Origin of the sequence: Streptomyces sp. NPDC096152, assembly GCF_044763235.1 — a bacterium.
GTDB lineage: Bacteria > Actinomycetota > Actinomycetes > Streptomycetales > Streptomycetaceae > Streptomyces.
Genome location: NZ_JBIWFW010000002.1, coordinates 555251 through 581284, shown reverse-complemented (window position 1 = coordinate 581284; position 26034 = coordinate 555251). Strand labels below are relative to the sequence as shown.

Sequence of the window (26034 nt, the reverse complement as noted above, 5' to 3'; positions counted from 1 at the left end):
CGCTAGGCGGGCCGATGGCCGAAGAGAAATGCGCCACCACCCGTATTTATACTCGTGTCGCATGAATACGGAGATGCGACATCTCCGGTACTTCGTCGTGCTGGCGGAAGAGGAGCACTTCTCCCGCGCGGCCGCGCGGTGCCGGATCAGCCAGCCCACGCTCACCCGCGCCCTCGCCGCGCTCGAGCGCTCTCTCGGCGTGCGGCTGGTGCGGCGCACCACGCGCAGCGTGGCGCTCACGGACGCGGGCCGCCGCCTGCGGGCCGAACTGGAAGAGCTGCTGCCCCGCATGGACGCCGCATTCGCGCGTGTCCGCGCCGAGGGGCAGTTGCGTCTCGGCTTCACCTGGCTGCTGCCGAGCGGCCTCGCCCGCCGCATCCTCACGGACTTCGAGGAGTCCACCGGAGTGCCCGTCGAGCTCGTCCGCCGCGACGACCGTCTCGCCGGTGTGGACGTGGGCGCGGTCGACGCGGCCCTGCTGCACGGTGACGTGGACGATCCCGCCCTGACCTCGATCCGGCTCCGTTCCGAGCCGCGGATCGCCGTTGTCGCCCGCGACCATCTGCTCGCCCGGCGCCGTCGCCTGCAGTGGGCGGAACTCGCCGGACTGCCGCTCGTCGTCAACTCCGCCAGCGGCACCGTCCGCCCCGAGCTGTGGCCGCCGGGGCAGCGGCCCTCGGTCGCGGTGGAGAGCGCCACCTACGACGCCTGGATGGAGATGGTCGCCCTCGGCCGGGGCTTCGGTGTCCTGCCCGACTTCGCACGGCAGCACCCGCACCCCGGCGTGCGCTACATCGGCCTGGCCGACGCGCCTCCCGTACCCCTCGTCCTCGTCCTTCCGGCCCGAGCCCCGCACCCGCTCTCCGACGAACTGATCCGGGCCGCCCGGGCCGCCGCGGAGCATTCCGAATGACGTCCGCATGATGACGTCCGCACGAGGGCGGTGGCGGAGATCAGCCCTCGGTCGATGCCGCGGCGGGACGAACAACCCGTGCGGATGATCAATTCGGTTGCCGCGGGGCCGGTGGGCTCGGTAGGGATACGGTCATGGACGAGGCGACGGACGATGTGCGGCAGGCGATCGCGGGCGAGTTGGCGCTGATGGATCCGCGGATCCGCGCGTCACGGGAGTTTGCCGGGCGGCTCCTCGACCCGGAGTTCGTGGAGGTCGGCGGGTCCGGACGTCGGTCGACGTACGAGGTCATGCTCGGCGAACTGCCCGGTCATCCGGGCAGTTCGCCGGACGGTCCCCGCTACGAGCCCTCGGATCTCTCGGGCGTGCGGCTCGCCCCGGGACTGGTGCATCTGACCTTCGAGACCAGGCTCGGCGAGCGCAGGACCAGGCACAGCTCGATCTGGCGCAAGGGTGACGGCGACGCGGGCTGGCGGATGTACCACCACCAGGCCACGCGAGTGCCGGCCGGGATGGAGTAGGGCCTGCCCGCAGGCTGATCTCCAGGAGCCGCGGCATCCGAGGCCGAGGGGAGGGCGCACCGAGGTCCGTCCGCCGGCTTGCCCTGTCCCCTGCGACCGGGCCGCCGCGATCTGGCCGGTGAGCCGGAACCGGCCCACCGGCGATCAGCGGGAACGCCGGCCCGGGACTACCGCCGGAACGGCCCTGTCACGGCGAACGTCGTGCCGGGGGTGTAGCAGTTGACGTACATCGTCCTGCCGTCCGGGGCGAAGGTGACGCCGGCGAACTCGCCCCACTCCGGGGCCTCGGGCGTGCCGATGTTCTGGCGGTTGCGGGCCATGGCGTACACCTCGCCGCGGCGGGTCACGCCGAAGACGTGCTGGGCGCCGTTGCCGTCCTCGCAGACCATGAGACCGCCGCTGGGGGCGAGACAGATGTTGTCCGGTGACTCGCCGGGCAGTCGCACGTCCGTGTCCGGGCCGAAGACGACGACGAGCGTGAGGCGGCGCAGGGCGGGGTCGTAGCGCCAGATCTGCCCGAAGTGGTCCGCTGCGGAGCCGTCCGCGCTGCGGGCGAAGGAGGACACGAAGTAGACGCAGCTTCCGCCCCAGTAGCAGCCTTCCAGCTTCTGGGCGTGGGTGATGCCCTTCGGCCCGAAGTCCTGCAGGCGGATGGGGGTTTGGGTGGCGAGCGGGTCGGGGACGTCCACCCATTCGATGCCGTCGAAGGAGGCTCCCGTCTCCTGGATGGAGGACAGGTCCGGCACGCCGGGAACGCGCATGGCCTGCAGCCGGCCGCCCGCGCGCAGCGAGCCGAGGCCGCCGCGCGGCCGCTCGGGCAGGAACCGGTAGAAGAGTCCGAAGGGTTTGAGGAAGGCGTCCTCGGTCTCGTAGACGACACCCCGTCCGGGGTCGATCGCGATCGCCTCGTGCTGGAAGCGGCCCATGGCGGTGAGCGGTACGGCCCCCGTGCGGTGCGGATCGACCGGGTCCACCTCGAAGATGAAGCCGTGGTCCTTGGTGTAGCCGTTCGTGCCGGCTCTGTCCTCGGTCTCCTCACAGGTCAGCCAGGTTCCCCAAGGGGTGTGCCCGCCCGCGCAGTTGACGGCCGTACCGGCGATCGCGACCCGCTCGGACAGGACGTCGCCTCGGCTGCCCAGCGTGAGTGTCGTGCAGCCGCCCTTGCCGGCGGGGTCGTAGGTGATGCCCGCGACGGCCGGGACGGGGACCGCCGCGGTGGGACGGTTCTCGTGGTTGCGCACCAGGTGCACCCGGCCGTGTCTGCCAGCGAAGGCGGACATGCCGTCATGGTTGCTGGGGACACGCCCTTCCCCGGAGCGGAGTCGATCGCCCTCGCGGGAGAGCACCTTGTAGCGGAAACCTTCCGGCAGGTCGAGCAGGCCGTTCGGATCGGGGACGAGGGGGCCGTAGCCGGAGCGGCCCAGCGCACTCGCGGTACCCGCGAACAGCTCCGACAGTGCTCCGGTGAAGGCGATACCCAATCCCACGGCGCCGGATCGGGCCAGTACCTGACGTCGCGTCGCCGACCCGCCGGTCTCGGGCGCGGCGTCGGACCTGGATTCTGACATGGGGCAGCCTTCCTGCTGGCGGACAGGAACTGTGACCCCGCCGTGTCTATCATCAGCCACCGGCATCGGGAACCACGCGTGTCACCCGTGTCCTCCGTTCCCCCTCCGCCGTGTTCGGTCTCCTGTCAGCGGGGGCCGTTCGCCCTCGACGCGGACCCGAAGCAGATCCGAAGCGATTCCGAGGCGGCTTCCAGGGCGGCTCCGAAGCGACCCCGCCGGCCGCCGCACGGGTCCTCCGGCCGCTGGTCGGGCGCGTTCATGCCATTATCTGCTCCATGAGCACTGAGGCCGAACACACCGGGATCGTCTACTGGCGGCGCAGCCTGTGGAACGGCGCGCGGTGCGAGCCCCTCCTGGTCACCCTGGGCGCCGGCGCCCTGCGGGCCCGTGATCGCGCCTCCGCGGTGGTCTTCCAGGCGGACCCGCGCACCGTCACCGGCCGGTTGACCCGCCTGGGCACCCTCCTGCTGACCGTGGACGGACGACGGTACGACCTCGTGGGCAGGGGCGGTTCCATGTCCCCCGACCCGAGCGCCGAGCAGGAGCAGGCTCTGGCCGACTTCGCCCGGCGCGAGGCTCAGCAGGCGCCCCCGGCCGCCCAGACTCCCGCCGTGACCAGCGGCGCGGTGGACCAGTTGCTGAACGAGGGTGCGGCGGGACGGATGCGTGCCTGGCAGGAGATGCTGCGCACGGCCGGAGCCCGGATGCGGTAGGCGCCGTCGCGGGGCCGGGGCGGCTTCTCCCTCGTCCAGGTGGATGCACCCTTGGCCGAGGCCGAGCGGCTCCAGCGGGGCTGGTGCGCCTCACCGGTGCCGGAGCGGCTTCAGCGGTGCCGGAGCGGGCCGTTTTCGTCGTCGGGTCGGGGGCACGCGGGTGAGTGAGTGTCTACGAAAGGACTGACATGAGCGCCGCAGAGAAGGCCAAGGCCAAGACCGAGCAGGTGGTCGGGAAGGCCGTGCGCAAGGCGGCCCACGCGCTCGGCAACGAGACCACCGCTGCCAAGGGAGCCGCACTGGAGGCCCGGGGCAAGGCCCGCGACACCAAGGAGCGGTCCAAGGACGGCCTCACGGGCTGACCTCCCCCGCTGTGACATCCGAGGGGCCGACGGCTGACGCTGTCGGCCCCTCTCGTCGTGCTCCGGCATGTGCCCTGACCTGTGCTCCCACTGTGTCTGAGCTCGTACGGGCGGTGGGCGCCCTGTTCGGCGTGTGGACAGCGCCCGCCGGGGCCTGCCACTTGTCCCTCCCCGGTCCTCGGGCTAGTGGCTGAGCAGGAAGGCGATGAACTCCTCGAACTCGACCTGGTTACTGGTGTTCACCCGCCGCACGTCCCGGAGGAGTTCCGGGATCTGCTGCGGTTCGGCGTCGTCCAGCATCAGGGGGACCACGGTCCGGGAGGAGTCTCCGCTGAGTTCGGCGTTGAGGACGAATCCGTACTCCGACTGCGCCCAGATGGACTTGGGGAAGTTCGGGCTGATGCAGGGAAGGACGTACCGGCTTCCGCGCAGGCCTTCCTGGATCCTCTGGGTGAGCCGGTCGCCGAACCGGATCTCCCCGCTGTCCAGCCAGCACCGGATGCCCCGCTCGCGCAGCCGCTCGGCCAGGGACTCCACCTCCGGCTTGTCCGGCGACGCGTGACAGAGGAACACGTCGTGCGAGAAGTCCTGGCCCTTTCGCGTCCGCTCGAGCACGGTCGGGGTGACGAAGGGCATCAGGGTGCGCTCCGCCGTGACGGACTTTGCCATCATCGCGGCACCGTAGAACTTCACCAGCCCCACATGGCCGGGGAACGGGACGTGCGGGCAGGTGGCCAGCAACTCGTACTCGTGCTTGCCGGTTCGGATCTCGCCCCGCATCCGGCCGGAGTAGAACTCCAGCGAGAAGCGGTTGAACCCCTGGGAGAGGGTGATGGGCTCCGGCAGTTGGGCGATGGGGACCAGCACTCCTTCCTGCAGGACGCTGAACCGTGCCACGGCCGTGTGGTCGACCGGGTTGGGCGACACCGTGTGGAACGCGACGAACGTCCAGCCCAGATCGGCCCGGCAGACCAGCCCGGCGCCCGTCCCGGTGGGACTCGTCAGACGGATCTCCGCGGAGACACGGCCGTTGAGCATCGTGCCGAGCGACGTGTCGACCGCGTAGGAGGTGGCGAAGTCGCCGATGCCGCCGCCGTGTCCGAAGAGAGTCTTCGACCCCGCGTTGTAGGTCCAGTCCTCGTTGTCAAAGCTGTGCCAGCTGGTCACGGATTCTCTCGCGGTGTTCTTCCAGTGTGGCCCTGTCCTGTGGGAACTCGAGGATCAGCCGGTCGATGAGCCGGATCGCCTCCAGCAGCAGACCGGCCTGGTTGTCCGAGTCGACGCCGTACGCTGCCATGTCACGGTAGTCGTTGCGGGCCCACCCGCGTTTGACGACCTTGCGCCACCGGCTCAGGAAGAGCTGCACCACCGGCGACTGACCGTACGGAGCGAGGAGTTCGGTGAGCGCGAGAGATACGGCGTTGTTGCCCATGTAGACGCCGACGTTGCCCATCTCACCCTGATAGCGGGCGTCGTCGCCCCACATGGACCGCCGCTTCTTGATGTCCGCCTCGACCGCGCGCATCCGCTCGACCTCGGCCATCAACTCGGTGCGCATACTGCTGAGGTCCCCGGACTCCAGCCCCGCCATGAGTTTCTCGTCGGTGGACGCCGCGCGGTGCTGCGCCACCACGCTGGTCACGAGGGGATGCACCGGTGTGGCGGCGACCTGGGGCTGAGGCGCCAGGGTGACGGTCTCCTCCGCGGCCGCCACCTCCTCGCGGTCGTTGTACAGCGTCGCCCCGATGCGGAACGACTCGCCGTCCACCCGCTCCGGATCGATCTCCAGACGGACCGCGAAGTTGAAGACGTCCTGCCCCTTCAGGGACCGCAGACCGTAACCGCCGCGCGGGCTGCTGCGCAGCGAGTGCAGCTCCTCGCTGATTTTCACGCCGGCGGGCAGGTCCAGTCGTACGCGGGGCCGGTCGTAGGCGACGGTGAGGGCGCCGAGGAACTCCTCCTCCAGGATGCTCTCGATCGCGGAGTCCCCGATGTACCAGAACCGGCCTCCGGAGGCGGTGGAGATGGCCTCGAGCAGGTCCTCCTGGAAGTCGGTGCCGATGCCGACGGTCGAGGTGGTGATGCCCACGTCACGAGCCCGGGAGGCCATGGAGGCCAGCGTGGCCTTCTTCGTCTCGCCCCTGTTCGCCATGCCGTCGGAGAGGAGCACCAGCCGGTTGTAGTGCTGGTCCGTCATGTGCGTCTGAAGTTCCAGCAGTCCCTGGTACCAGCCCATGGAGAGGTTGGTCATGCCGCCGGTCCCGATGGCGCCGAGCTTCTCCTCGACCTTGTCCCGGGGCGTCTGCGGATTGATCACCACTTCGGCCTCGTCGTCGAACACGACCACGGTGAGCAGACTGTTGCCGGTGATCCGGCGGAAGATCTCGACGCAACTCCGCTTGGCGGTCTCCAGCTTCTGGCCGCTCATGCTGCCGCTGCGATCGATGACCAGGCAGAGGTTCATCGCTCCGCCGGTGCGCCCCGTCGCCTCCTCGGCGATCCGGCACCTGACCTCGAGGACCACGTCGAGTTCGGTGACCTCGTCGTCGCGCGTCGCGGTCCGTTCGGGAACCACCAGAAGTTTGACGGGCTGATCATTCTGCGCGGATGGCTCGCTCATGCCGTTCCCCCCTCGTACAGCCACATAAGCATGTTCTCGGGACCAGGAGAGGGAGAATCGGCAATTCCGGGCGGATCGACGGCCGTTCAGGAGCTCTGGCCTTCGCGCTGCGGGGTGGGTGGCGCGGGAGCGGGCCCTCCGGGCACGCGGCGGAGGAAAACCACGGCCAAGCCGCTCAGGAGTGCGACGACGGTAACCGTGGTCAGGAGGTACGGGGCGATCCCGCCGGGAAGGGCCGAGGGGAACCAGGCGGCGGCGGTGAGTACGCCATAGGTGCCGACGCACCAGAATGCTGCCCGTGGTGCCCGCGGGGCGCACAGTACAAGGGGGGCACGGGGTGCACGGGGTGCGCAGAGGGCGTCGCAGGCCAGGGCCAGCAGGGTGAGGGCCAGGACGGACAGTGCGGCGGTCAGTGCCAGGCCGAGGCCGATCACGCCGGTGACCCCGTGCCACCACATCGTGCCGAGCTGCGTCGAGGTGCCGGAGCCGAAGGTCATTGCCGGGTGCAGGACGCATCCTGCGTACAGCCCCGCCCACAGGCCCACGGCGAGCAGGGTGAGCCGCCCGGCCAGCCTGCGGCCCCCTCGGATGCCGTCCCACGCGGCGACCGTGTGCCGGATGCCCGTACCCAGTACGGCTCCGGTGGGCAGGAGCAGGGGGATCGCGAGCCAGGAGTAGAGGGGGCGGAGCGTGTCGACGTCCACGAAGCCCAGTCCCAGCCCGGTCATCATGAGGTCGAAGCTGTTCCCCAGCAGCAGGTTGACGGCGAACATGGCGACGCATCCGGTCAAGGCCGCCTCCCAGACGCCGAGTTCACCCGCCAGAGCGGGGTTGCGGAGGGCCGCACGGCGGCGGTGGAGGGCGGGGTGCGTGGCGAACGGCCAATGAAAGCGGCGGCTTTGTGCCGTCTTCCGTGCCGTGGGGGCCCTGCCGCCGAGGACGAAGGTGCGTGACGCGCGGTTGTTGTGCGGGCGCTGCGCGGACAGGGCCGTGAAGAACTCGTCCAGTTTCCTTCGGCGTTCCTCCGCCGTGCCTTCCTCCGCCCTGTCTTCCTCACCCGTGTCCGCTGCCTGCGGACCGCTCACGGCGAACGCGTCGGCGTGCAGTTCGCGGGACTGCAGGAAGGTGTTGCGGGCCGCGTGAAGCAGGAGGGCGAGCAGCACGAAGTGGAAGGACAGCCGGATCAGGTACGCGCCCTCGCCGGCGTATCCGGACACGGCGAAGCCGAACGTGGCGACGAGGAGGAGGTTGAAGGCCGCCCACAACGCGGTGACACCGTAGGTGAGGTCGAGGTCCCGGTGGCGGATGTGGCCCAGCTCGTGGCGGACGACGACCTCGAAGGTGCCGGGATCCTCGTCGAACAGTGCCTCCATACCGCTGGCGAGTTCGATGTGCCGGCGGCGCCAGTGGCCGAACGCCACCGCGTTCCTGGTGTAGTCGGAGGCGTTGAGCCACACTCCGTGGACGGTCACGCCGGTGTCGTCCGCCAGCCGTTGGACGGCGTCGGCCAGGTCGGGCCGGTAGCCGCGGGGCGTTCCGGAACGCCGTGTGGGGTGCAGGCGGCGCAGGCCGCGGAGGAGGATCTGCTGGTAGGGGCTGAGCCAGTACAGGGTGATGCCGCCGGCTCCGAGCGCACCCAGCGCGAGTCCGGCGCGTGACGCGCGCCGGTTCGGCGGCGGTGGTGCACAACGCCGGTCGAGATACCGCTTCAGGGCCGGCGCGTACGCGTCCGGCACCCGTCGCGGCGGCCAGAGCGGCGCCTGACGGAGGATCTCGGCTTCCACCGGGTCCATCGGCAGGGAGAGTTGGAAGTCCCTGACCGCCTGGAGCCAGCACTGGGGGTAGGGTTCCGCGGCTCGGTCGCGTCGCTCGGTGGTGGCCGGGAAGGCGACCGTGACGGCCGCGGCCATCAGCGTGACGCAGAAGAGGACGGCGCGTACGAGCACGCTAGGGCCTGGTCGCCGCTGAACCGTCTGTGCCTGTGTCTGCGCCCGAATCTCCGTCCGCGCCGGCGCCACCGCCGGCGCCTCCGCCCGCGTCCGCGCCGCCCTCCGTGGCCGGGCCTCCGCCGACGGGCGTGCCGCCGTCCGCGGCCGTGGGCTGCGTGGGGCACCGCGGTGTCGCGTCCGCCGCCAGCATCCGTACGAGTTCCGCCAGAACGGAGTCGGCGACCTGCTCGGCGCGCGGCTCGGAGAGGTGACGGCGGGCGCCCGACAGCGCGGCGGCGTGCCAGCGGGCCAGTTCCGTGGCGGTGGGGGCGGGCAAGGGGTCCGCCGACGCGGCGGGTGCGAGCTCCGGACGCCGCCAGCGGCGCGTCACACGTCCCACGACGCGCGAGGTCAGCCGGCTCACCAGCTCGGCGGACATCACCCCGATCACCCCGGCCGCCGCCGACAGCGCCGCCGGGGTCACCACATCGGCCGCCAGCCCGAGGACGTCGACGGACAGGGGCCGGCGCTTCCACAGCCGGGGGCGGAAGTGGCTCCGGGCGCGCTGCTCGAAGAGCGGGAGCTCGCCGGCGGCCACCTCGTTGACCACCTCCCTGGCCACCGCCCGGGCCAGTCGACGACGGTCCCCGCCGAGTCTCCACGCGCTTGCGGGCACGGCCGTCGTAGACGATGTCGGACTCGTCATGAGTGTGCGTCACCCCCGTTGCGCCGTCGCGCCGTCGCGTGCTTGCCCCCGGACCGACTCCGTGAAGTCGGTACATCCGCCCCTCTACGCATGTGCCGTGGCGTGTCTCCGAGTATGGCCCCCGCCGCCGCGTCCCGTCCGGCAATCATCCGGACGCATCCGCGGAAGCTCCGACCCGGAGCGCAACCATACGAGCCCCCCGAATGTCATGTATGCAGACGAGACGGAAAAGTCATGACGCCGAAGGGGGACATCATGCGCAAGGGACGATGGACGACTGCCGCCGCGGCGGTCGTCGTGATGGCGACGGGAACGCTGGGGGCGGCGGTTCCGGCGGCCTCCGCCGTCGGTCAGGGAACGGCCCGCGCGGCCGCGCTCGGCTGTCCGACCGGCTGGGGCAGTCTGTCCAAGCACGGGGCGGACGGCTCGCAGGTGCAGCGGTCGCTGACCGGCATCCGCACCGGGCGGCACGACTGCTACGACCGGATGGTGTTCGACGTTCCCGGCGCGAGCAGCAAGGCGCCCGGCTACGACGTCGCCTACGTCAAGACCTTCCGCCAGGACGCGTCCGGCGCCGTGATCCCGGTGTCCGGCGGGGCGATCCTGGAGATCCGGATCCACGCGCCGTCGTACGACCCGGAGACCGGCACCCCGACCTACCCGGGGCGGGCCGGCAAGAAGCTGCCCGGTGTCGACCTGACGGGCTACCGCACCTTCCGGGACGCGAAGTTCGGCGCCAGTTTCGAGGGCGTCACGCAGGTCGGGCTCGGTGTGCGGGCACGCCTGCCGTTCCGGGTGCTCAGGCTGCCGGACCGCATCGTGGTGGACGTCGCCCACAGGTGGTGAGGTGCGGGCGGTGCACCCGCGCCGAGCGCACCCGAGGCATCGCCGGGGCCGTCCACGCGGACGGCCCCGGCGTGATTCCGGCGGACGACTCCGGCGGACGACTCCGGCGTGATTCCGGCGTGCGGGGGCACGCGGTCGAGACCTGACCCGAATGTCGACCGCACAGTCCTGGAGTCCGTAGTGATCATCGTTGGTGTCCTCGTCTTCTGCGTGTTCCTCGCGATCCTCGCCTTCCTCGTCCCGCGCCTGTCCCGGCACCCGCAGAACGGCGCGCAGCGCACCCTGGGCGCCGGCTCCCGGGCCGGGTCGAAGGCGCCCGGCCCGCTGGGGCGTCTGCTGAGCAAGCCCTTCAGCTCCAGCTCCCGCGCCGTCGGGCGCAGCGGCGGCGCGGGCCGTCGGGCCCGGAACCGTCTCCCGTTCTGAGCGAGAAAAGCCTGTCTGCACCCGGGCAGAGGGGGCATATGGCGATGGCCGGGACTGAGAAGACCCCGGCCGAACGTCGCCGCGAGGCGCTGACGATGGGAGTGCCGATGCCTACCGCCGTGCCGGAGAGTGCCGCCGGACTGCCCGGGGAAAGACCCGGCGCACGACCCCGAGCCACCGGAGCCGCCCACGGGATCTCCGTGCCCCGCGGCACCGGCCGGGCCGCCGCCCGGATCGGTGCGCTGACCGTGTGTCAGGCGGCGCTGATGGTGGGCATCGGGTTGTTGATCACCGGGCCCGCCCGTGGTCTGTGGCCGATGACGGTCGAGGACCACGTCAACGAGGGCTTCGAGCGGATCCGGACGGGCACGCTGACGGCCCTGTCGTCGGTCGCCTCGGAGGCCGGTAACACGCTCACGGTGATCACCGTCACCCTGCTGAGCTGCCTGGGGTTGATCCTGCTCCCCCGGCTTCCGATGTGGCGGCAGGCGCTGTTCCTGGCCCTCGCCGTGGCGCTCCAGTCACTGGTCTTCCTCGGCATCACCGTGGCCGTCGAGCGGCACCGGCCGGACGTGGACCGTCTCGACGCCTCTCCGCCGACGTCCAGTTACACCTCCGGCCACACCGGCGCGGCCACCGCCGTCTACGCCGGGCTGGCGGTGCTGGTCCTGTCCCGGATGCGCGGGCCGTGGCGGAGAGTCGTGGCCGGAGTGCTGTTCCTGCTGCCGCTGCTGGTGGCCGTCGCCCGTCTCTACCGGGGCATGCACCATCCCACCGACGTAGCGGGCGGGCTCGTCAACGGCAGCCTGTCCCTGCTGATCGTCGGACGTGCCCTGCTCGTGGACGGATCCGTGGCCGCTGCCCCGGCCACCGCTCGGCGCATTCCGGCCCCCGCGGCCGCCGCGCAGCCCCTCCCGGCCCCCGCCTCCGGCCATCCGGAACGGCCCGGCGGCCGTACCGCCGTGGTCTTCAATCCCACGGTCACCGACCAGGCCGGCCGCGACGCGCTGCGCCGGGTGCTGGAGCAACACGGGCACCACGCACCGGTGTTCATCGAGACCACCGCCGAGGATCCGGGCGGCGGCCAGTCCGCCGAGGCGGTGCGCGACGGTGCGTCGCTCGTGGTGGTCTGCGGCGGGGACGGCACCCTCCGTGCGGCCGCCGACGCCCTCGCGGGCAGCGACGTCCCGCTCGCCATGGTGCCCTGCGGCACCGGCAACCTGCTGGCCCGCAACCTCGGCCTGCCCCTGGCACCCGCCGACGCGCTGGACGCCGCGCTGCGCGGCACGGCCCGGCACATCGACCTCGGACGCATCGAGGGCGACGGCCTGGCGGCCACCCACTTCGCCGCGATGTCCGGCGCCGGACTCGACGCCGCCGTCATGCAGCGCGCCAACGACCACGACCGGGCCAAGGCCGTCCTGGGCTGGCTCTCCTACGTGCTGGCCGTCTTCGGCTCCCTGCGCACCCCCCGGATGGAGCTGACCGTCCGCCTCGACGACGGGCCGACGTTGCGCCGTGCGGCCCGTATGGTGCTCGTCGGCAACATAGGCACCGTGCAGGGCGGCATCACGCTCCTGCCGGACGCCCGTCCCGACGACGGACTGCTCGACCTGCTGATCCTCGACCCGCGCGGCCCCGGCGACTGGCTGCGCGCCGTGGCTACCCTGCTCCGGGGCGGGACGAAGACACCGCCGAAGACCGCGGACCGCCTCACCGCGGAGGAGCGCGACGGGGACGGCGACGGCGTGCCGGTGGAGTTCTTCGCCTTCCGCCGGGCCGAGTTCACCTTCGACTCCCCGCAGCCGCGCGAGCTCGACGGGGATCCCGTCGCCCCCGGCCGCCGGCTCACCGCGCAGGCCTGGCCGGGCGCGCTGACCGTGCTGCTGCCCGAGCGGGGGAAGTGATGGGTACCGCCACCACCGTCCCCGAGACCCGCGACATGAGCGGCGAGGAGCTCTCCGCCGACGAGGCGTGGGCCTCGCTGCGCCGCTACGGCGGCTGGCACCTGCTGCGCGACGCCTTCCTGCGGTTCCGCTACGCCGACGGCTTCAGCCACTCCCGTGCCCTCGCCCTGCAGACGGTGCTGGCGGTGATCCCGCTGGCCATCGCGTTCGTCGGCCTGTCCGGCACCCTGCACACGGAGAACATCGGCAGACTGGCCGAACTGACCATCCACAAGATCGCCGAGGGCCCCAGCGCCAAGGTCGTCGCCGACGCGCTCGACCGCGGCCGGCGCTCGGCCGGCGACGGCGCGCAGGTCGCCCTCTGGCTCGGCGCGGGCTTCTCCCTGATGAACGTCACCACCGCGATGTGCCAGATCGAGCGCGGAGCCAACCGGATCTACGGCAACGAGCGCGACCGCCCCTTCCACCGGAAGTACCTGCGCGGTCTGGTGATGTCCCTCAGCGCCGGGCTCCCGCTCGGCCTCGGGTTCATCGCGATGGTCGCCGGCGACGACCTCGCCTCGGCGGCGGTGTCGGTCTACCGGCTCGACGGCAGCGCCCAGGCCGCCTGGGACATCCTGCGCTGGCCGTTCGGGCTGCTGCTCGCGCTCATCTCGGCGAGCGCCGTCTTCCGCCGCTCTCCCCGCCGCAAGCAGCCCGGCTACACCTGGCTGGCCTTCGGGGCCGCGGTGTACCTGGTGCTGTGGATGACCCTCACCTGGCTGCTGAGCCTGTATCTCGACCTCAGCGGCTCCTTCGACACGGTCTACGGGCCGCTCAGCGCCTTCATGTCGCTGCTGCTGTGGGCCTACCTGACCTCCGTCGCCCTCTTCCTCGGGCTGTCGTTCGCCGCGCAACTGGAGGCCGCGCGCGGCAGGCGGCCCGGTCCGATCCAGCCCGATCCAGGAGTCTGAACGGTGGTCCGCAACGCCCTCTCGCTTCTTCGTGACCGTCGCCGCCGGGAGGCCGACCGCCGGTTCGGCGCACGGCTGCTCGCCTCGGTCGCGGTCGCGGCCGTCGCCTCGGTGCCCTTCGGGCTGCTGCTGATCCTCGTCGTGGGCCAGTGGCGGCCGCTGGGCCGCCTCGACATGGACGCCGCACGACGGCTGCACGAGGTCGCGGTGAACGACCCGGCGTGGACGAGCGCCCTGCACGTACTGTCCGACCGGGTGTGGGACCCGGTCACCCTGCGCGCGGCCGTCGCGGTGCTGACCGTGTGGCTGCTGTACCGCAGGGCGTGGCGGCTGGCCGCCTGGGCCGCGGTGACGGCCGTGGCGGGCGGCCTGATCGGGCTGCTGGTGAAGACCGTGGTGGAGCGGGCCAGGCCCGCGCTGGAGGACCCGGTGGCGCACGCACCGGGTTACTCCTTCCCGTCTGGCCACGCGATGACCGCCACCACCTCCTTCGCGGTGTTCCTGCTGGTGCTGCTGCCGATGGTGCCGCGGGCCGCGCGGATACCGTTCTGGTGCGTGTCGGTGCTCTCGGTGCTCGGGGTCGGCTTCACCCGCGTCGCCCTCGGCGTGCACTGGGTCAGCGACGTCGTGGGGGGCTGGCTGCTGGGGCTGGCCGTCGTGGCGCTCACCGCCTGGGCCTTCGAGGCGTGGCGGGCGGACGTGGGCCGGGGCCGGGCGCCGGTGAGCGAGGGCCTGGAGCCGGAGCTCACCGGCAGCCGCCCCGAACCGGATTCCCCGGGCCGCTGAGCGCCGCCGGCGCTCGCGTCCCGCCGGTCCGGCATCGTCCGCGTCCCGCCGGCCCGGCATCCTCCGCGTCCCACGGGGGCGGAATCGCCCGCTTCCCGTCGCTCCGAGGTCGCTCGTGTCCCGTCTGGTCGGGGTCGCTCGATGATGCGACGCTGGGGTGGAGAGGCGACCGGAGCGGCACCGTGGAGGGCCGATGGGACGGGACGTCCCGGCGCTGGTCTTCACCCGCGAGGACCGCCGCCGGTACCGGATCAAGATGCAGGAGTGCCTCGACGCGTTCGCGCTGATGCTCCGCGAGGCACGGTTCGAGTCGGAGCGGCCCCAGGTGGGGCTGGAGATCGAGCTCAACCTCGTCGGCGGCGACGCGGAGCCCGCGATGCGCAACAACGCCGTACTGGAAGCGATCGCGGACCCCGCCTGGTCCACCGAGCTCGGCCGGTTCAATCTCGAGATCAACATCCCGCCCAGGCGGCTGACGGCGGGCGGCCCCGACGCGTGGGAGTCCGAGATCCGCGCCGCGCTGAACCACGCCGAGCAGCGCGCCGGCACCGTCGGCACGCGTCTGATCATGATCGGCATCCTTCCCACGCTGCGGCAGGAGGACGTCGGCGAGGGGGCGCTGTCGGAGAACGCGCGCTACCGGCTGCTCAACGACCAGGTCTTCGCCGCCCGGGGCGAGGACCTGCGCATCGAGGTCGACGGCACGGACCGGCTGCGGACCTGGGCGGACACGATCACGCCGGAGGCTGCTTGCACCAGTACCCAGTTCCACCTCCAGGTCTCCCCGGAGGACTTCGCCGGCTACTGGAACGCGGCGCAGGCGATCGCCGGGGTGCAGGTCGCGCTGGCGGCCAACTCGCCGTTCCTGTTCGGCAAGGAACTGTGGCACGAGACCCGCATCCCGCTCTTCGAGCAGGCCACCGACACCCGGCCGCAGGAGATCAAGGTGCAGGGGGTGCGGCCCCGGGTGTGGTTCGGGGAGCGGTGGATCAACAGCGTGTTCGACCTCTTCGAGGAGAACCTGCGCTACTTCCCGGCGCTGCTGCCCCTGTGCGACGAGCAGAACCCGGCGGAGACGCTGGACAACGGCGACATCCCCGAACTGGGCGAGCTCACCCTTCACAACGGCACGATCTACCGCTGGAACCGCCCGGTCTACGCCGTCGCCAACGACAGACCGCACGTGCGCGTGGAGAACCGGGTGCTGCCCGCCGGCCCGACCGTCGCCGACACCCTCGCCAACGGCGCCTTCTACTACGGGCTGACCCGCGCCCTGGTCGAGGAGGACCGGCCGGTGTGGTCCCGGATGTCCTTCTCGGCCGCCGAGGACAACCTGCACACTGCGGCACGGCACGGCATCGAGTCCCGGCTGTACTGGCCCGGGATGGGTGAGGTGCCGGTGCCCGAACTCGTCCTGCGGCGGCTGCTGCCGCTGGCCCACCGGGGGCTGGAGCTGTCCGGCATGGACGACGCCTGGCGGGAACCGCTGCTCGGCGTCATCGAGCAGCGGTGCGTCACCGGCCGCAACGGAGCGGTCTGGCAGAAGGAGATGTTCCATCACATCGACGCCGCCACTCGTGCCGGCCGGCACGAGGCCCTGCGGCGGATGACCCAGGTCTACATCGACTACATGCACCTCAACGCCCCGGTGCACACCTGGCCGGTCGACTGACGCGGGCCGTCCTCACAGCACGCGCAGGACGCCCACGACCTTGCCGAGGATCTGCGCCTGGTCACCGGGGATCGGCTCGTAGGCGGGGTTGCGCGGCATGAGCCACACCTCTCCGTCCTGGCGGCGGAGTTGCTTGACGGTGGCCTCGTCCTCCAGGAGCGCGGCGACGATGTCGCCGTGGTCGGCGCTGTCCTGGCGCCGCACGGTCACGATGTCGCCGTCGCGGATCGCCGCGTCGGCCATGCTGTCGCCGGTGACCGTCAGGGCGAACAGGTCGCCCTCCCCCACGATCTGCCGCGGCATGCAGTAGACGTCCTCGATCATCTCCTGGGCCAGCAGGGGCGCGCCGGCGGCGATACGGCCCAGCAGCGGTACCTGGACGGGCGGCTCGCCCGTCTGCCCCGGGACGGGCGCCCCGGCGTGCCGCACTCGGTAGGCGCGGGGGCGGTGCGGGTCGCGGTAGAGGACGCCCTTGCGTTCCAGCGCCATCAGCTGATGGGCGACGGAGGAGGTGCTGGCGAGCCGTACCGCCTCGCCGATCTCCCGCATCGAGGGTGGGTAGCCCTGTCGCTCGACCGTCGTGGTGATGAAGTCCACGATGTCCCGCTGGCGGCTGGTGAGCCCGCCGTCGGCAGGGCGGGGGCCCGGTGGGCGGCCCCGGCGTGCGGGCGCGCTGTTGTCCATCCCGGGCACCTCCGTACAAGATCTCGCAGAGCGCGACAATAACCCGCGTCCCCCGGTCCTGGGAATGGCGGGGTGCTGGGGGCGCGGCTCACGCCGGTGTGCCGGGACTGGGGGCAGCCGTCCGGTGCCTGCCGTTCTGCCCCCGCCGCGCCGAGCCCGAGGTCAGGCCGAGGGGTCGGCGCGGATGGCGGCGATGTCGAACTGCAGGCGCACCTTCTCACTGACCATGGCGCCGCCCTCGGCCAGCCTGCTGTCGTACGTCAGGCCCCATTCGGTGCGGTTGACGGTGGTCGTGCCGTCGAAGCCGACCCGCTCGTAGCCGAAGGGGTCGGTCACGTGCCCGATGTAGGTGAGGTCCAGCACGACGGGCCGGGTGACCTTCTTGATGGTGAGGTCGCCGGTCATGCGGTAGACGTCGGCCTCCGCGAGCTGGACGGCCGTACTGGTGAAGCGCATCTGCGGGTAGGCCCTGACGTCCAGGAAGTCACGGCCCATCAAGTGGACGTCGCGCTGCTCCACACCGGTGCGCACGCTGGCCGTGGAGATCACGATCTCCGCCCGCGATCGGGCCGGATTACGGCCGTCGAAGAAGAGGCTGCTCCGGTATTCGGCGAAATACCCGCGGACCGTACTCACCATCGCGTGACGGACCGAGAAACCGATCGCGCTGTGGGCCGGGTCGATCATCCACTCTCCGGTCAGCGCGGCCAGCGCCGGATCGGCGAGGACCGTACCGGTGGAATTCGGCCGGGCATCCCCGAATTCGGGCGCGGGGGAAGCCGCCGAACGGCGTGAGGGCGCTACACGGTTGAACAAATTCATGATCCAACTATCTACTGCTCCGGGAATTCGTCGCAAGCCCCTGCGCGTCCGGCGCATCGGCATCCGCCCACCCTGACCTCCCGATTCACCTGACGCAAGTTCACGCCCGACGACCGCACAACCGTCACCCGATCTCCATAACGTGGACCGACAGGTCGAGGCCGGGTTCACCGGCGGCGCAGGCGGCGCACGGTGGGCGCGCCCGGCGCGCCCACCGCCGGAAAGCCGCGACGGCGGATTCCTCGTGGAATGCCGGGTTTTCTCTCGGTGTGCCACGCGCCCGCAGACCGTACTAGCCCGAAAGAGGCGCAAGTGGACTTTTCGAACATGGACAGGGGTGCCCCGATGTTCGACAGCGCCCCGCGAGAAGCGCGTCCCGGGGCGGGGCGGCCGCTGGAGGCGTCCGTGCGGCGCGAGATGGAGGAGCGGCTCGGGGCCGATCTCGGTGCGGTGCGCGTGCACACCGGGCCCGAGGCCGCGGTCGCGGCCGACCGGCTGGGGGCGCGGGCCGTCACGGTCGGGCAGGACGTGGCCTTCGGCTCCGGGCAGTACCGGCCCGGTGAGCCGGAGGGCGCTTCCCTGGTGGCGCACGAGCTGGCGCACACCGTGCAGCAGGCGCGCGGGGGGCCGACAGTCGCGTGCGCCGCGAAGGCGGGGGGCGGCGGAGGTGTCGCCGCCCTCAGTGACGAGGAGTATGAGCGATGAGCCATCAGCCGACGCCGGAGATGCCGGGCCGGATGCGGGAACGCCTCGATGAGCTGAGGCGGGACTACGAGCGTGGCCGGCGGCAGTTGCAGAACATCCTGCGGGAGGAGGCGGCCACCCGGGAGGGGCTGCTGCGGGTCAGCGGGGCGATCCAGGTCCTGGAGGAGATGCTGCCGCGGGACACGCCCGCCCCGGACCGTGCCGCCCGCACCGGCACCGCGCCCGACACCGTTCCCGCCGCCGACACCGTTCCCGGAACCGACGCGGTCCCCTCGGGCACGCGGCCCGAAGCCCCGGCGATGAGCGTTCCGTAGCCACGGCGACCGGCGTGGCGCCGTCCGGGGGGGACGGGTCGCGCACCTGGACGCTGCCGTTCACGGACGGCAGCCGGGTCCGGTCACGTCGACGTCGAGTTCGGCCGGCAGCTCACCCACGGGGCCGCGTCGACACGGCGGGCGCCTCGACACCCGGCGCCGGACCGTTACTGCTTGGCGCCGAAGTCCTGGGTCCACCACGGCCCGCCGGACCCCTTGTGGATGCCCACGCCGATGTCCTTGAAGGCGCAGTTGAGGATGTTGGCCCGATGGCCGGGGCTGTTCATCCAGGAGTTCATCACCGACTCCGGGGTCTGCTGGCCCTGGGCGATGTTCTCCCCGTAGGTGGACCAGCGGTAACCGGCGGCGGTGATGCGTTCGCCGGGCCCGGCGCCGTCCGGGTTGGTGTGGTCGAAGAAGCCGCGGGCGGCCATGTCGTCGGAGTGGGCCTGAGCGGCGTCGCGCAGTTGCGGGTCCTCCGCCAGCGGGCCGCAGCCGGCGGCCGCTCGCTCCTTGTTGACCAGCGCGATCACCTGCGCGGCCGTGCCGGAAGGGGCCGCCTGCGTACGCGGTGCGGTGGACGGCGTACGGCTCGGCCGGACCGATGCCCTCGGGGCCGGTCTGCTCGTGCTCGGGCGGGGGCTGCGGGAGGCCTTCGGCTTCTTCGACTTGGACGGTGAGGGAGACGGGGACGGTGAGGCCGACGGCGCGCTCGCGCTCGGGGTGCCGGTCGCGGAGAGGTCGGCGACGGAGGCGTCGGCGGTCCGCGTCGCCCGCCCGCTCTCGCCGTCGGGCTGCATGCCGAAGTACCACAGGCCGCCGCCGGCCACGCAGGCCGCGACCAGGGCGCCCCCGATGGCGCGGCGCCGCACGCGCCGGCGCCGGCGGGCCGCGCCGCGCCCGGCGGACCGCGCGGCCGTGAACGCGTGCGCCGCCGGCCCGCCGCGCGTTCCGGCCGCGTCGAGCGGGGTGGCCGAGCCGGCCGCGGCCGGTCCGGAGGCGGCGCGCACCTTGGCGAGCAGCGCGGGCGACGCCGCCACCAGCGCCAGGCCGGCCAGCAGGCCCTCCGCGGGCATCAGCCCGCTCCACAGGCCGGAGCAGCGCGCGCAGCCGCGGGCGTGCCGGGCTATGCGCTTGCGCCACAGCGCCGAGGGCCGGCCGTCCCAGGTCGCCACCACGGTCCGCAGTTCCTCGCACGGCGGCTGGGCGTCGAGCGCCCGTACGACCACGCGGGCGGCCTCCAGCTGCGCCTTCATCCGCTGCACCCGGACCGCCGTGTGCTGGGGGGAGAGCTCCAGGGCCTCGGCCACCTCCGGCCGGGTCAGTTCACCGGCGCACTCCAGCCACCACAGGGACAACAGTCCCCGGTCGTCGGGTTCGAGCCAGCGGGTCGCCCGGGCGGTCTCCTGGCGCTGGCCGGACAGCTGGAGCCGGACCAGGGTCAGGTCCACGAAGTCGGCGCCCGGGTCCGCGAGTTCCGCGGCCTCCTCCACGGCGCCCGGCGTGGCCTGCCGGTCCTGCCAGTGGGTCCGGACCTGGTTCATCGCGATCGCCACGAGCCAGGAGCGGAAGCTCTCGGGAGCACGCAGGCCACCGAGCGAGTCCAGGGCGCGGAGCATGGTGTCCTGCACCACGTCGTCCACGTCCACCGAGCCGTTGAGGGCCCGCCCCACGATGTTGTAGACGAGCGGCAGGTGCGCGGCCACCAGGGCGTCCTGAGCCTCCGGGTCGCCGGCCCGGGCGGCGGTCACCAGTGCCGCGAGCTCGGCCCTGTCCTGTGTACTCATGCAAGCTTCCCTGTCCTCGACGCCGAACGGTGCTGTCCGATACCTGGGAGACCGCCGAGGGGGTCCCGGATAACAGTTCCTCGGACATTCGTTCTGCGAGAGGTTCACCGCAGGGGGCCGCGACCGCAATGAAGACGGTCACACCGTGGGCCGGCACGGGGGCGGACACGGGTCCGGGCCGGCCCGTGGGGGCCGGCCCGGATGTGGTGCGTGCGGTCGGATCAGACGAGGTCGAACCGGTCGAGGTTCATGACCTTGTCCCAGGCGGCGACGAAGTCCTTCACGAACTTCTCCTTCGCGTCGTCGCTCGCGTAGACCTCGGCGAGGGCGCGCAGCTCGGAGTTCGAGCCGAAGACGAGGTCGGCCCGGGTGCCGGTCCACTTGACCTCACCCGTGGCGGCGTCGCGGCCCTCGAAGGTGTTCTGGTCCTCGGACGTCGACTTCCACGTCGTGCCCAGGTCGAGCAGGTTGACGAAGAAGTCGTTGGTCAGCCGGCCCGGGGTGTCGGTGAGGACGCCGAGCTTCGACTGGTCGTGGGTCGCGCCCAGGACGCGCAGGCCGCCGACGAGGACCGTCAGCTCGGGGGCGGAGAGGGTCAGCAGGTTCGCCCTGTCGAGCAGCAGGTACTCGGCCGGGAGGCGGTTGCTCTTGCCCTGGTAGTTGCGGAACCCGTCGGCGGTCGGCTCCAGCGCGGCGAACGACTCCACCTCGGTGTGCTCCTCGGTCGCGTCGACGCGGCCCGGGGTGAACGGCACCTCGACGTCGTACCCGGCGTCCTTGGCGGCCTTCTCGACGGCGGCCGCGCCGCCGAGGACGATCAGGTCGGCCAGGGAGACCTTCCTGGCGCCGGAGTTGAACTCGCGCTGAACGCCTTCCAGGGTGCGCAGCACCGTCGCGAGCTCGTCGGGGTTGTTGACCTCCCAGCCGCTCTGCGGCTCCAGGCGGATGCGGGCGCCGTTGGCGCCGCCCCGCTTGTCGCTGCCGCGGAAGGTCGAGGCCGACGCCCACGCGGTGGTGACAAGCTGCGAGACACTCAGGCCCGAGTCGAGGAGCTTGGCCTTGAGGGCCGCGACGTCCTCGGCGCCGATGACCTCGCCCGCAGCCTCCGGCAGCGGGTCCTGCCACAGCAGGGTCTCCTGCGGGACCTCGGGGCCGAGGTACAGCGACTTCGGGCCCATGTCGCGGTGGGTCAGCTTGTACCAGGCCCGCGCGAACGCGTCCGCGAACTGGTCCGGGTTCTCCAGGAAGCGGCGGGAGATCGGCTCGTAGATCGGGTCGAAGCGCAGCGACAGGTCGGTGGTGAGCATCGCCGGGGCGATCTTCTTCGACGGGTCGTGGGCGGCGGGTACGGTGCCCTCGCCCGCGCCGTCCTTCGGCTTCCACTGGTGGGCGCCGGCCGGGCTCTTGGTGAGCTCCCACTCGTAGCCGAAGAGGATCTCGAAGAAGCTGTTGTCCCAGCGGGTGGGCGTGTTGGTCCAGGTGACCTCCAGGCCGGAGGTGATGGCGTCACCGCCCTTGCCGGTGCCGTACGTGCTCCTCCAGCCCAGGCCCTGCTCCTCCAGCGAGGCGGCCTCGGGGTCGTCGCCGACGCTCTCCGCGGGGCCCGCTCCGTGGGTCTTGCCGAAGGTGTGGCCGCCCGCGATCAGCGCGACGGTCTCCTCGTCGTTCATGGCCATCCGGCGGAACGTCTCGCGGATGTCGCGGGCCGCGGCGATCGGGTCCGGGTTGCCGTTGGGGCCCTCCGGGTTGACGTAGATGAGGCCCATCTGGACCGCGCCGAGCGGGTTCTCCAGCTCGCGGTCGCCGGTGTAGCGCTGGTCGTCGAGCCAGGTGGTCTCCGGGCCCCAGTACACGTCCTCCTCGGGCTCCCAGACGTCCTCGCGGCCACCGCCGAAGCCGAAGGTCTCGAAGCCCATCGACTCCAGGGCCACGTTGCCGGCGAGGACCATCAGGTCGGCCCAGGAGATGTTCTGGCCGTACTTCTTCTTGACCGGCCACAGCAGGCGGCGGGCCTTGTCGAGGTTGGCGTTGTCGGGCCAGCTGTTGAGCGGGGCGAAGCGCTGCTGGCCGGCGCCGGCGCCGCCGCGGCCGTCGCTGATCCGGTAGGTGCCGGCGCTGTGCCAGGCCATCCGGATGATGAGCGGGCCGTAGTTGCCGAAGTCGGCGGGCCACCAGTCCTGCGAGGTGGTCAGCACCTCCGCGATGTCCCGCTTCACCGCCGGGAGGTCGAGGGACTGGAAGGCGGCGGCGTAGTCGAACTTCTCGCCGAGGGGGTTGGCCACGGCGGGGTTCTTCGCAAGGATCTTCAGGTTGAGCCGCTCCGGCCACCACTGCCGGTTGCCGCCGCCCTGCGTCGGATGGGGGGCGCGCCCGTGCGCGACCGGGCAGCCACCTCCGCCCTCCGCCTTCGCGTCCGTGACGATTGCATCGTGGTTCTCAGACATGGGAATCCTTCCGAACTGGGCGGATCACAAAGCTCAGGAACTGCGCGCGGTGGAACAGGCGGGGCACAGGCCCCAGTAGATGACCTCGGCCTCGTCTATGGAAAAGCCGTGGTCGTCGGACGCGGTCAGGCAGGGCGCCTCGTCGACCGCGCAGTCGACGTCGGCGACGACGCCGCACGTCCGGCACACGACATGGTGGTGGTTGTCCCCCACACGCCCCTCGAACCGGGCCGGGCTGCCGGCCGGCTCGATACGGCGCACGAGTCCCGCGGCGGTGAGCGCGTGGAGGGCCTCGTACACGGCTTGGAGGGAGACATGGCCCACACGGTCGCGCACTCCGGAGGCGATCGCCTCGACGCCGAGGTGGTCACCCGCCCGGACGGTCTCCAGCAGCGCGACACGGGCGGCCGTCACCCGCAGGCCGGCCCCGCGCAAGGCTTCTGCGGTGGTCGGATTCCGGGATTCGGTCATGGGGCCGAACCTACCTCCCTAAACACGAACGACACAAGAAAGCGAGGCATGCAAGTTTAGCCTTCGTGTCCCACGCACTCGGAGATTCACCTCCATGCGCCCCCCGCGTCCGGAAACGACCGGGCGCGCCGGTTCGTCGGACGGGGTGAGCCCGGGGGACACGACCGGAAGAGGGCCGTGCGGGTGCGGAGGGGGGCGTGCCATGAGGTCTGTCGACGGGGTGCGGGACCGGGGGCTGCGGGGCCGCTGACGTTCTCCGTGCGGGGCCAGGAGGCGGTGAGCCTCACGGCCGACGACGGCGGACGCTTCACGCACACCGCCGTGGTGCCGGAGGACGCGGCCCCGGGGTGGTACGAGATGACGGCGCGCTGCACCGCCATGGACACAGGCGGCGCCCGCGCCGCCTTCGAGGTCGTCGGGGCGCCGCGACCCGACCCGCGCCTCTCCTTACCGGCCGACTCCGGCCCGCCGGGGACGCGGCTCACCGTCACCGGCACCGGGTTCCGCTGCGCCGAGGGGGCGGCCTTGGACGTCGGCCCGGGCCTGCTCACTGGCCCTGCGGTGGTACGTGGCCCGTTGTGAGCGCGGCCCGGCGCCCGCCTGACGGAACGGCGGCTCCGCCGTCGCCGCACGCACGCGCCCGGCGGCGCCTCGCGGGACCGGCCGGGCGCTATCCGTCGGCCCGCTGGTGGAAGTGCAGGGAGATGGAGCGCAGGACGTCGGCGGCGGAGACGTCGGTGCGTCCGGCGTCGTGGACCTCGGCGAGCTGGACGAAGGCGAAGGCGAAGCAGGAGGCGATCTGCACGATGGCCGGGCCCAGTTCCTGGGTGACGATGTCCGCGACCTCGCGGGCGCTCGCGTCGGCGGGCAACTGGATACGGGGCAGCATCTCCTCCAGGAGCGAGGCGACCGCCCCGGTCTGCCGGATGGTGGCGTCGGGATTCTCGCGGACCTGGCGGCGCATCTCGAGCGCCTCGGTGAGGATGCCGACGACCCGCTGCATGCTCTCTCGCTGCTCCATGTGCGCAGCCTAAGTGAGTCGGGCGCGGGTGGTCCCGGGTGGGAACGCGCTTCGGCCCCGCCCGGGCGAGCCGGGGACTTGGTGCGGCAGAGGTTCTCCGGTCCGGAGGAGATCGCCGCGGCGCGCTCGGGGGAGTTCGTGCAGGGCACGGTCTGGTACGTCGGCGAGGTGATCCGCTGCGACTTCCCGGACGCGCGCTGGCACTACGACCCGTTCACCTCCGAGGGCCGCGCCCCTGAGCGGATGTTCGAGCCGGGCGTGCTGGAGGTGGGCGACACCCCCCACCTGGGCCGGCCGCACTTCCGGGACGGGGACTTCCTGTATCCGCTGGGGGCGCTGAACCGGCTCTTCGCGCGGACCGACGAACTCGGTGACCCGTTGGACGCCCACCTCGTCGACGTACTGGACGTCATGGCCGGCGAGGACGAGGAGTAGTCACCCCCTCTCGCATTATTCGAACACGTGATCACTTCTTCGTGCGATGTCTCACGCCGGCCCATGACCGGACGAGGGGCGAAGTAGCGCTAGATTGATCACCATGAGCGACAACGTGTATTTCGACATCACCATCAACGACGAGCCCGCCGGGCGGATCGTGTTCCGCCTCTTCGACGACGCGGTGCCCAAGACCGCCAAGAACTTCCGTGAGCTGGCCACCGGCGAGCACGGCTTCGGTTACGCCGGTTCGACGTTCCACCGGGTCATCCCCAGCTTCATGCTGCAGGGCGGTGACTTCACCCGGGGTGACGGTACCGGCGGCAAGAGCATCTACGGCGAGAAGTTCGCGGACGAGAACTTCAACCTCAAGCACGACCGTCCGTACCTGCTGAGCATGGCGAACGCGGGCCGGAACACCAACGGCTCGCAGTTCTTCGTCACCACCGTCGTGACGAACTGGCTCGACGGCAAGCACGTCGTCTTCGGCGAGGTCGTCGAGGGTCAGGACATCGTCGACAAGATCGAGGGCCTCGGCAGCCAGAGCGGCACGCCCAAGGCGAAGGTCACCATCGCGGCCAGCGGGACCGTCTGACGTCACCGCCCCCGGTGCTGGGCTCCCGGCCCAGCACCGCGACGGGCCCCCACAGGCCGTGACACCGCCGGCTAGCGGTGTTCGGGGTTCTCGAAGTCGTGACGGCAGCCGGCGTCCCAGGCGCTGCGCTGGTTTCCGTAGGCGGGGATGCCGCCGGCGTCCTTGAGCATCCGGGCCAGGTGCAGCAGGTTCCACGTCATGAACGTGGTGTTGCGGTTGGTGAAGTCGTTCTCCGGGCCGCCCGAGCCCGGGTCGAGGTAGGACGGGCCGGGGCCCGCCTCGCCGATCCACCCCGCGTCGGCCTGCGGCGGAATGGTGTAGCCGAGGTGCTGGAGGCTGTAGAGCACGTTCATGGCGCAGTGCTTGACGCCGTCCTCGTTGCCCGTGATCAGGCAGCCGCCCACCCGCCCGTAGTAGGCGTACTGCCCCGCGTCGTTGAGCAGGCTGGAACAGGCGTAGAGACGCTCGATCACCCGCTTGGTCACCGAGCTGTTGTCGCCCAGCCAGATCGGCCCGGCCAGCACCAGGATGTCGGCGGCCAGCACCTTCTCGTACAGGTCCGGCCAGGCGTCGGTCCGCCAGCCGTGTTCGGTCATGTCCGGCCACACACCGGTGGCGATGTCCTCGTCCACCGCGCGCACCACGTCGACGTGGACCCCCTCCGCCGCCATGATGCCGGTGCAGCGGTCGATGAGCCCCTGGGTGTGGCTGCGCTCGGGCGACCGCTTGAGCGTGCAGTTGAAGACGAGGGCCCGCAGGTCGTCGTAGTGCGCGGGCGGGACCTCGGCGGTCGGTGGCTGGGCGGTCACGAGCCCTCCTGGAGATCGTCCCACCGTGC

At 71.8% G+C, this 26034-nt stretch carries 27 protein-coding genes; 15 read left to right on the top strand and 12 right to left on the bottom strand.

What is annotated here, in order from left to right:
- The first annotated feature begins 61 nt into the window (after positions 1-61).
- Positions 62-913, top strand: coding sequence for a LysR family transcriptional regulator (locus tag ACIQ9G_RS08095; RefSeq protein ID WP_403607483.1), 852 nt, complete (start codon positions 62-64; stop codon positions 911-913).
- A gap of 134 nt (positions 914-1047) precedes the next feature.
- Positions 1048-1434: a DUF4440 domain-containing protein gene (locus ACIQ9G_RS08090; protein ID WP_403607482.1), complete on the top strand. Its 387-nt coding sequence runs from the start codon at positions 1048-1050 to the stop codon at positions 1432-1434.
- 167 nt (positions 1435-1601) lie between these two features.
- Here ACIQ9G_RS08090 and ACIQ9G_RS08085 read toward each other — a convergent pair whose 3' ends face one another.
- On the bottom strand, positions 1602-3002 hold the full coding sequence (locus tag ACIQ9G_RS08085; RefSeq protein ID WP_403607481.1) for a PhoX family protein: 1401 nt from the start codon (positions 3000-3002) through the stop codon (positions 1602-1604).
- A gap of 275 nt (positions 3003-3277) precedes the next feature.
- Between ACIQ9G_RS08085 and ACIQ9G_RS08080 the strand changes: the two genes are divergently transcribed.
- Positions 3278-3715: a hypothetical protein gene (locus tag ACIQ9G_RS08080; protein WP_403607480.1), complete on the top strand. Its 438-nt coding sequence runs from the start codon at positions 3278-3280 to the stop codon at positions 3713-3715.
- Positions 3716-3903: 188 nt separating this feature from the next.
- A complete protein-coding gene (locus ACIQ9G_RS08075; RefSeq protein ID WP_403607479.1) occupies positions 3904-4077 on the top strand; it encodes a hypothetical protein in 174 nt (57 codons plus the stop codon).
- Between the two features lie 183 nt (positions 4078-4260).
- Here ACIQ9G_RS08075 and ACIQ9G_RS08070 read toward each other — a convergent pair whose 3' ends face one another.
- The 4 genes from ACIQ9G_RS08070 to ACIQ9G_RS08055 form a co-directional block, all read right to left on the bottom strand.
- Entirely contained in the window at positions 4261-5244 is a 984-nt protein-coding gene (locus tag ACIQ9G_RS08070) for a toll/interleukin-1 receptor domain-containing protein (RefSeq protein ID WP_403607478.1), read from the bottom strand.
- Positions 5222-6697 carry a VWA domain-containing protein gene (locus ACIQ9G_RS08065; RefSeq protein WP_403607477.1) on the bottom strand — a complete coding sequence of 492 codons (1476 nt, stop codon included), beginning with the start codon at positions 6695-6697 and terminating at the stop codon, positions 5222-5224. The genes ACIQ9G_RS08070 and ACIQ9G_RS08065 overlap by 23 nt, the downstream gene beginning before the upstream one ends.
- An 86-nt stretch (positions 6698-6783) precedes the next feature.
- Complete coding sequence (locus tag ACIQ9G_RS08060) at positions 6784-8643, bottom strand: M48 family metalloprotease (RefSeq protein ID WP_403607476.1); 1860 nt, start codon at positions 8641-8643, stop codon at positions 6784-6786.
- 1 nt (position 8644) lies between these two features.
- A complete protein-coding gene (locus ACIQ9G_RS08055; protein WP_403607475.1) occupies positions 8645-9247 on the bottom strand; it encodes a hypothetical protein in 603 nt (200 codons plus the stop codon).
- A 339-nt stretch (positions 9248-9586) separates the two neighbouring features.
- Between ACIQ9G_RS08055 and ACIQ9G_RS08050 the strand changes: the two genes are divergently transcribed.
- The 6 genes from ACIQ9G_RS08050 (at position 9587) to ACIQ9G_RS08025 (ending at position 15918) form a co-directional block, all read left to right on the top strand.
- A complete protein-coding gene (locus tag ACIQ9G_RS08050) occupies positions 9587-10177 on the top strand; it encodes a hypothetical protein (RefSeq protein ID WP_403607474.1) in 591 nt (196 codons plus the stop codon).
- Positions 10178-10357: 180 nt separating this feature from the next.
- Positions 10358-10600, top strand: a complete 243-nt coding sequence (locus ACIQ9G_RS08045) for a DUF6411 family protein (protein WP_402438569.1) — start codon at positions 10358-10360, stop codon at positions 10598-10600.
- Between the two features lie 107 nt (positions 10601-10707).
- Positions 10708-12507: a diacylglycerol kinase family protein gene (locus ACIQ9G_RS08040; protein ID WP_403607929.1), complete on the top strand. Its 1800-nt coding sequence runs from the start codon at positions 10708-10710 to the stop codon at positions 12505-12507.
- On the top strand, positions 12507-13460 hold the full coding sequence (locus ACIQ9G_RS08035) for a YihY/virulence factor BrkB family protein (protein ID WP_403607473.1): 954 nt from the start codon (positions 12507-12509) through the stop codon (positions 13458-13460). Before ACIQ9G_RS08040 ends, ACIQ9G_RS08035 begins: the two co-directional genes overlap by 1 nt.
- Before the next feature lie 3 nt (positions 13461-13463).
- The gene (locus ACIQ9G_RS08030) at positions 13464-14246 is read left to right on the top strand and encodes a phosphatase PAP2 family protein (protein ID WP_403607472.1); all 783 of its coding nucleotides are present in this window, start codon (positions 13464-13466) and stop codon (positions 14244-14246) included.
- A 193-nt stretch (positions 14247-14439) separates the two neighbouring features.
- On the top strand, positions 14440-15918 hold the full coding sequence (locus tag ACIQ9G_RS08025; RefSeq protein ID WP_403607471.1) for a glutamate--cysteine ligase: 1479 nt from the start codon (positions 14440-14442) through the stop codon (positions 15916-15918).
- A gap of 12 nt (positions 15919-15930) precedes the next feature.
- Here the strand turns inward: ACIQ9G_RS08025 and lexA are convergent, their stop codons facing one another.
- Together lexA and ACIQ9G_RS08015 are read right to left on the bottom strand one after the other, a co-directional pair.
- A complete protein-coding gene (lexA, locus tag ACIQ9G_RS08020; RefSeq protein WP_403607470.1) occupies positions 15931-16602 on the bottom strand; it encodes a transcriptional repressor LexA in 672 nt (223 codons plus the stop codon).
- 162 nt (positions 16603-16764) lie between these two features.
- Entirely contained in the window at positions 16765-17424 is a 660-nt protein-coding gene (locus tag ACIQ9G_RS08015) for a YceI family protein (RefSeq protein ID WP_403607469.1), read from the bottom strand.
- 327 nt (positions 17425-17751) lie between these two features.
- Here ACIQ9G_RS08015 and ACIQ9G_RS08010 point away from each other — a divergent pair, with 327 nt between their 5' ends.
- Both ACIQ9G_RS08010 and ACIQ9G_RS08005 read left to right on the top strand, forming a co-directional pair.
- Complete coding sequence (locus ACIQ9G_RS08010; RefSeq protein WP_403607468.1) at positions 17752-18129, top strand: DUF4157 domain-containing protein; 378 nt, start codon at positions 17752-17754, stop codon at positions 18127-18129.
- Complete coding sequence (locus ACIQ9G_RS08005) at positions 18126-18443, top strand: hypothetical protein (RefSeq protein WP_403607467.1); 318 nt, start codon at positions 18126-18128, stop codon at positions 18441-18443. Before ACIQ9G_RS08010 ends, ACIQ9G_RS08005 begins: the two co-directional genes overlap by 4 nt.
- 167 nt (positions 18444-18610) lie before the next feature.
- Here ACIQ9G_RS08005 and ACIQ9G_RS08000 read toward each other — a convergent pair whose 3' ends face one another.
- The 3 genes from ACIQ9G_RS08000 to ACIQ9G_RS07990 all read right to left on the bottom strand — a co-directional run bounded on the left by ACIQ9G_RS08000 (position 18611) and on the right by ACIQ9G_RS07990 (position 23145).
- A complete protein-coding gene (locus tag ACIQ9G_RS08000; RefSeq protein WP_403607466.1) occupies positions 18611-20230 on the bottom strand; it encodes a sigma-70 family RNA polymerase sigma factor in 1620 nt (539 codons plus the stop codon).
- A 221-nt stretch (positions 20231-20451) separates the two neighbouring features.
- Entirely contained in the window at positions 20452-22674 is a 2223-nt protein-coding gene (gene katG, locus ACIQ9G_RS07995; RefSeq protein ID WP_403607465.1) for a catalase/peroxidase HPI, read from the bottom strand.
- 33 nt (positions 22675-22707) lie between these two features.
- Complete coding sequence (locus ACIQ9G_RS07990) at positions 22708-23145, bottom strand: Fur family transcriptional regulator (protein WP_403607464.1); 438 nt, start codon at positions 23143-23145, stop codon at positions 22708-22710.
- Positions 23146-23421: 276 nt separating this feature from the next.
- Between ACIQ9G_RS07990 and ACIQ9G_RS07985 the strand changes: the two genes are divergently transcribed.
- The gene (locus ACIQ9G_RS07985) at positions 23422-23727 is read left to right on the top strand and encodes a hypothetical protein (protein WP_403607463.1); all 306 of its coding nucleotides are present in this window, start codon (positions 23422-23424) and stop codon (positions 23725-23727) included.
- A gap of 88 nt (positions 23728-23815) precedes the next feature.
- On the opposite strand, the gene ACIQ9G_RS07980 is transcribed toward ACIQ9G_RS07985, so the two are convergent.
- Positions 23816-24166: a hypothetical protein gene (locus ACIQ9G_RS07980; protein WP_403607462.1), complete on the bottom strand. Its 351-nt coding sequence runs from the start codon at positions 24164-24166 to the stop codon at positions 23816-23818.
- 78 nt (positions 24167-24244) lie between these two features.
- Between ACIQ9G_RS07980 and ACIQ9G_RS07975 the strand changes: the two genes are divergently transcribed.
- Together ACIQ9G_RS07975 and ACIQ9G_RS07970 are read left to right on the top strand one after the other, a co-directional pair.
- Complete coding sequence (locus ACIQ9G_RS07975; protein ID WP_403607461.1) at positions 24245-24601, top strand: hypothetical protein; 357 nt, start codon at positions 24245-24247, stop codon at positions 24599-24601.
- Positions 24602-24704: 103 nt separating this feature from the next.
- Positions 24705-25196 carry a peptidylprolyl isomerase gene (locus ACIQ9G_RS07970; RefSeq protein ID WP_403607460.1) on the top strand — a complete coding sequence of 164 codons (492 nt, stop codon included), beginning with the start codon at positions 24705-24707 and terminating at the stop codon, positions 25194-25196.
- A 71-nt stretch (positions 25197-25267) separates the two neighbouring features.
- Here the strand turns inward: ACIQ9G_RS07970 and ACIQ9G_RS07965 are convergent, their stop codons facing one another.
- On the bottom strand, positions 25268-26005 hold the full coding sequence (locus tag ACIQ9G_RS07965) for a flavodoxin family protein (RefSeq protein WP_403607459.1): 738 nt from the start codon (positions 26003-26005) through the stop codon (positions 25268-25270).
- Between the last annotated feature and the right edge of the window lie 29 nt (positions 26006-26034).

What these genes read in the sequence shown, in the direction of transcription:
- ACIQ9G_RS08025 (WP_403607471.1), top strand. Translation starts at nt 14,440, where the DNA reads ATGGGACGGGACGTCCCGGCGCTGGTCTTCACCCGCGAGGACCGCCGC.
- ACIQ9G_RS07990 (WP_403607464.1), bottom strand. Translation starts at nt 23,145, where the DNA reads ATGACCGAATCCCGGAATCCGACCACCGCAGAAGCCTTGCGCGGGGCC.
- katG (WP_403607465.1), bottom strand. Translation starts at nt 22,674, where the DNA reads ATGTCTGAGAACCACGATGCAATCGTCACGGACGCGAAGGCGGAGGGC.
- ACIQ9G_RS08050 (WP_403607474.1), top strand. Translation starts at nt 9,587, where the DNA reads ATGCGCAAGGGACGATGGACGACTGCCGCCGCGGCGGTCGTCGTGATG.
- ACIQ9G_RS07970 (WP_403607460.1), top strand. Translation starts at nt 24,705, where the DNA reads ATGAGCGACAACGTGTATTTCGACATCACCATCAACGACGAGCCCGCC.
- ACIQ9G_RS08000 (WP_403607466.1), bottom strand. Translation starts at nt 20,230, where the DNA reads ATGAGTACACAGGACAGGGCCGAGCTCGCGGCACTGGTGACCGCCGCC.
- ACIQ9G_RS08090 (WP_403607482.1), top strand. Translation starts at nt 1,048, where the DNA reads ATGGACGAGGCGACGGACGATGTGCGGCAGGCGATCGCGGGCGAGTTG.
- ACIQ9G_RS08095 (WP_403607483.1), top strand. Translation starts at nt 62, where the DNA reads ATGAATACGGAGATGCGACATCTCCGGTACTTCGTCGTGCTGGCGGAA.
- ACIQ9G_RS08085 (WP_403607481.1), bottom strand. Translation starts at nt 3,002, where the DNA reads ATGTCAGAATCCAGGTCCGACGCCGCGCCCGAGACCGGCGGGTCGGCG.
- ACIQ9G_RS08075 (WP_403607479.1), top strand. Translation starts at nt 3,904, where the DNA reads ATGAGCGCCGCAGAGAAGGCCAAGGCCAAGACCGAGCAGGTGGTCGGG.
- ACIQ9G_RS08035 (WP_403607473.1), top strand. Translation starts at nt 12,507, where the DNA reads ATGGGTACCGCCACCACCGTCCCCGAGACCCGCGACATGAGCGGCGAG.
- ACIQ9G_RS08040 (WP_403607929.1), top strand. Translation starts at nt 10,708, where the DNA reads ATGCCTACCGCCGTGCCGGAGAGTGCCGCCGGACTGCCCGGGGAAAGA.
- ACIQ9G_RS07980 (WP_403607462.1), bottom strand. Translation starts at nt 24,166, where the DNA reads ATGGAGCAGCGAGAGAGCATGCAGCGGGTCGTCGGCATCCTCACCGAG.
- ACIQ9G_RS08005 (WP_403607467.1), top strand. Translation starts at nt 18,126, where the DNA reads ATGAGCCATCAGCCGACGCCGGAGATGCCGGGCCGGATGCGGGAACGC.
- ACIQ9G_RS08010 (WP_403607468.1), top strand. Translation starts at nt 17,752, where the DNA reads ATGGACAGGGGTGCCCCGATGTTCGACAGCGCCCCGCGAGAAGCGCGT.
- lexA (WP_403607470.1), bottom strand. Translation starts at nt 16,602, where the DNA reads ATGGACAACAGCGCGCCCGCACGCCGGGGCCGCCCACCGGGCCCCCGC.
- ACIQ9G_RS08065 (WP_403607477.1), bottom strand. Translation starts at nt 6,697, where the DNA reads ATGAGCGAGCCATCCGCGCAGAATGATCAGCCCGTCAAACTTCTGGTG.
- ACIQ9G_RS08080 (WP_403607480.1), top strand. Translation starts at nt 3,278, where the DNA reads ATGAGCACTGAGGCCGAACACACCGGGATCGTCTACTGGCGGCGCAGC.
- ACIQ9G_RS08015 (WP_403607469.1), bottom strand. Translation starts at nt 17,424, where the DNA reads ATGAATTTGTTCAACCGTGTAGCGCCCTCACGCCGTTCGGCGGCTTCC.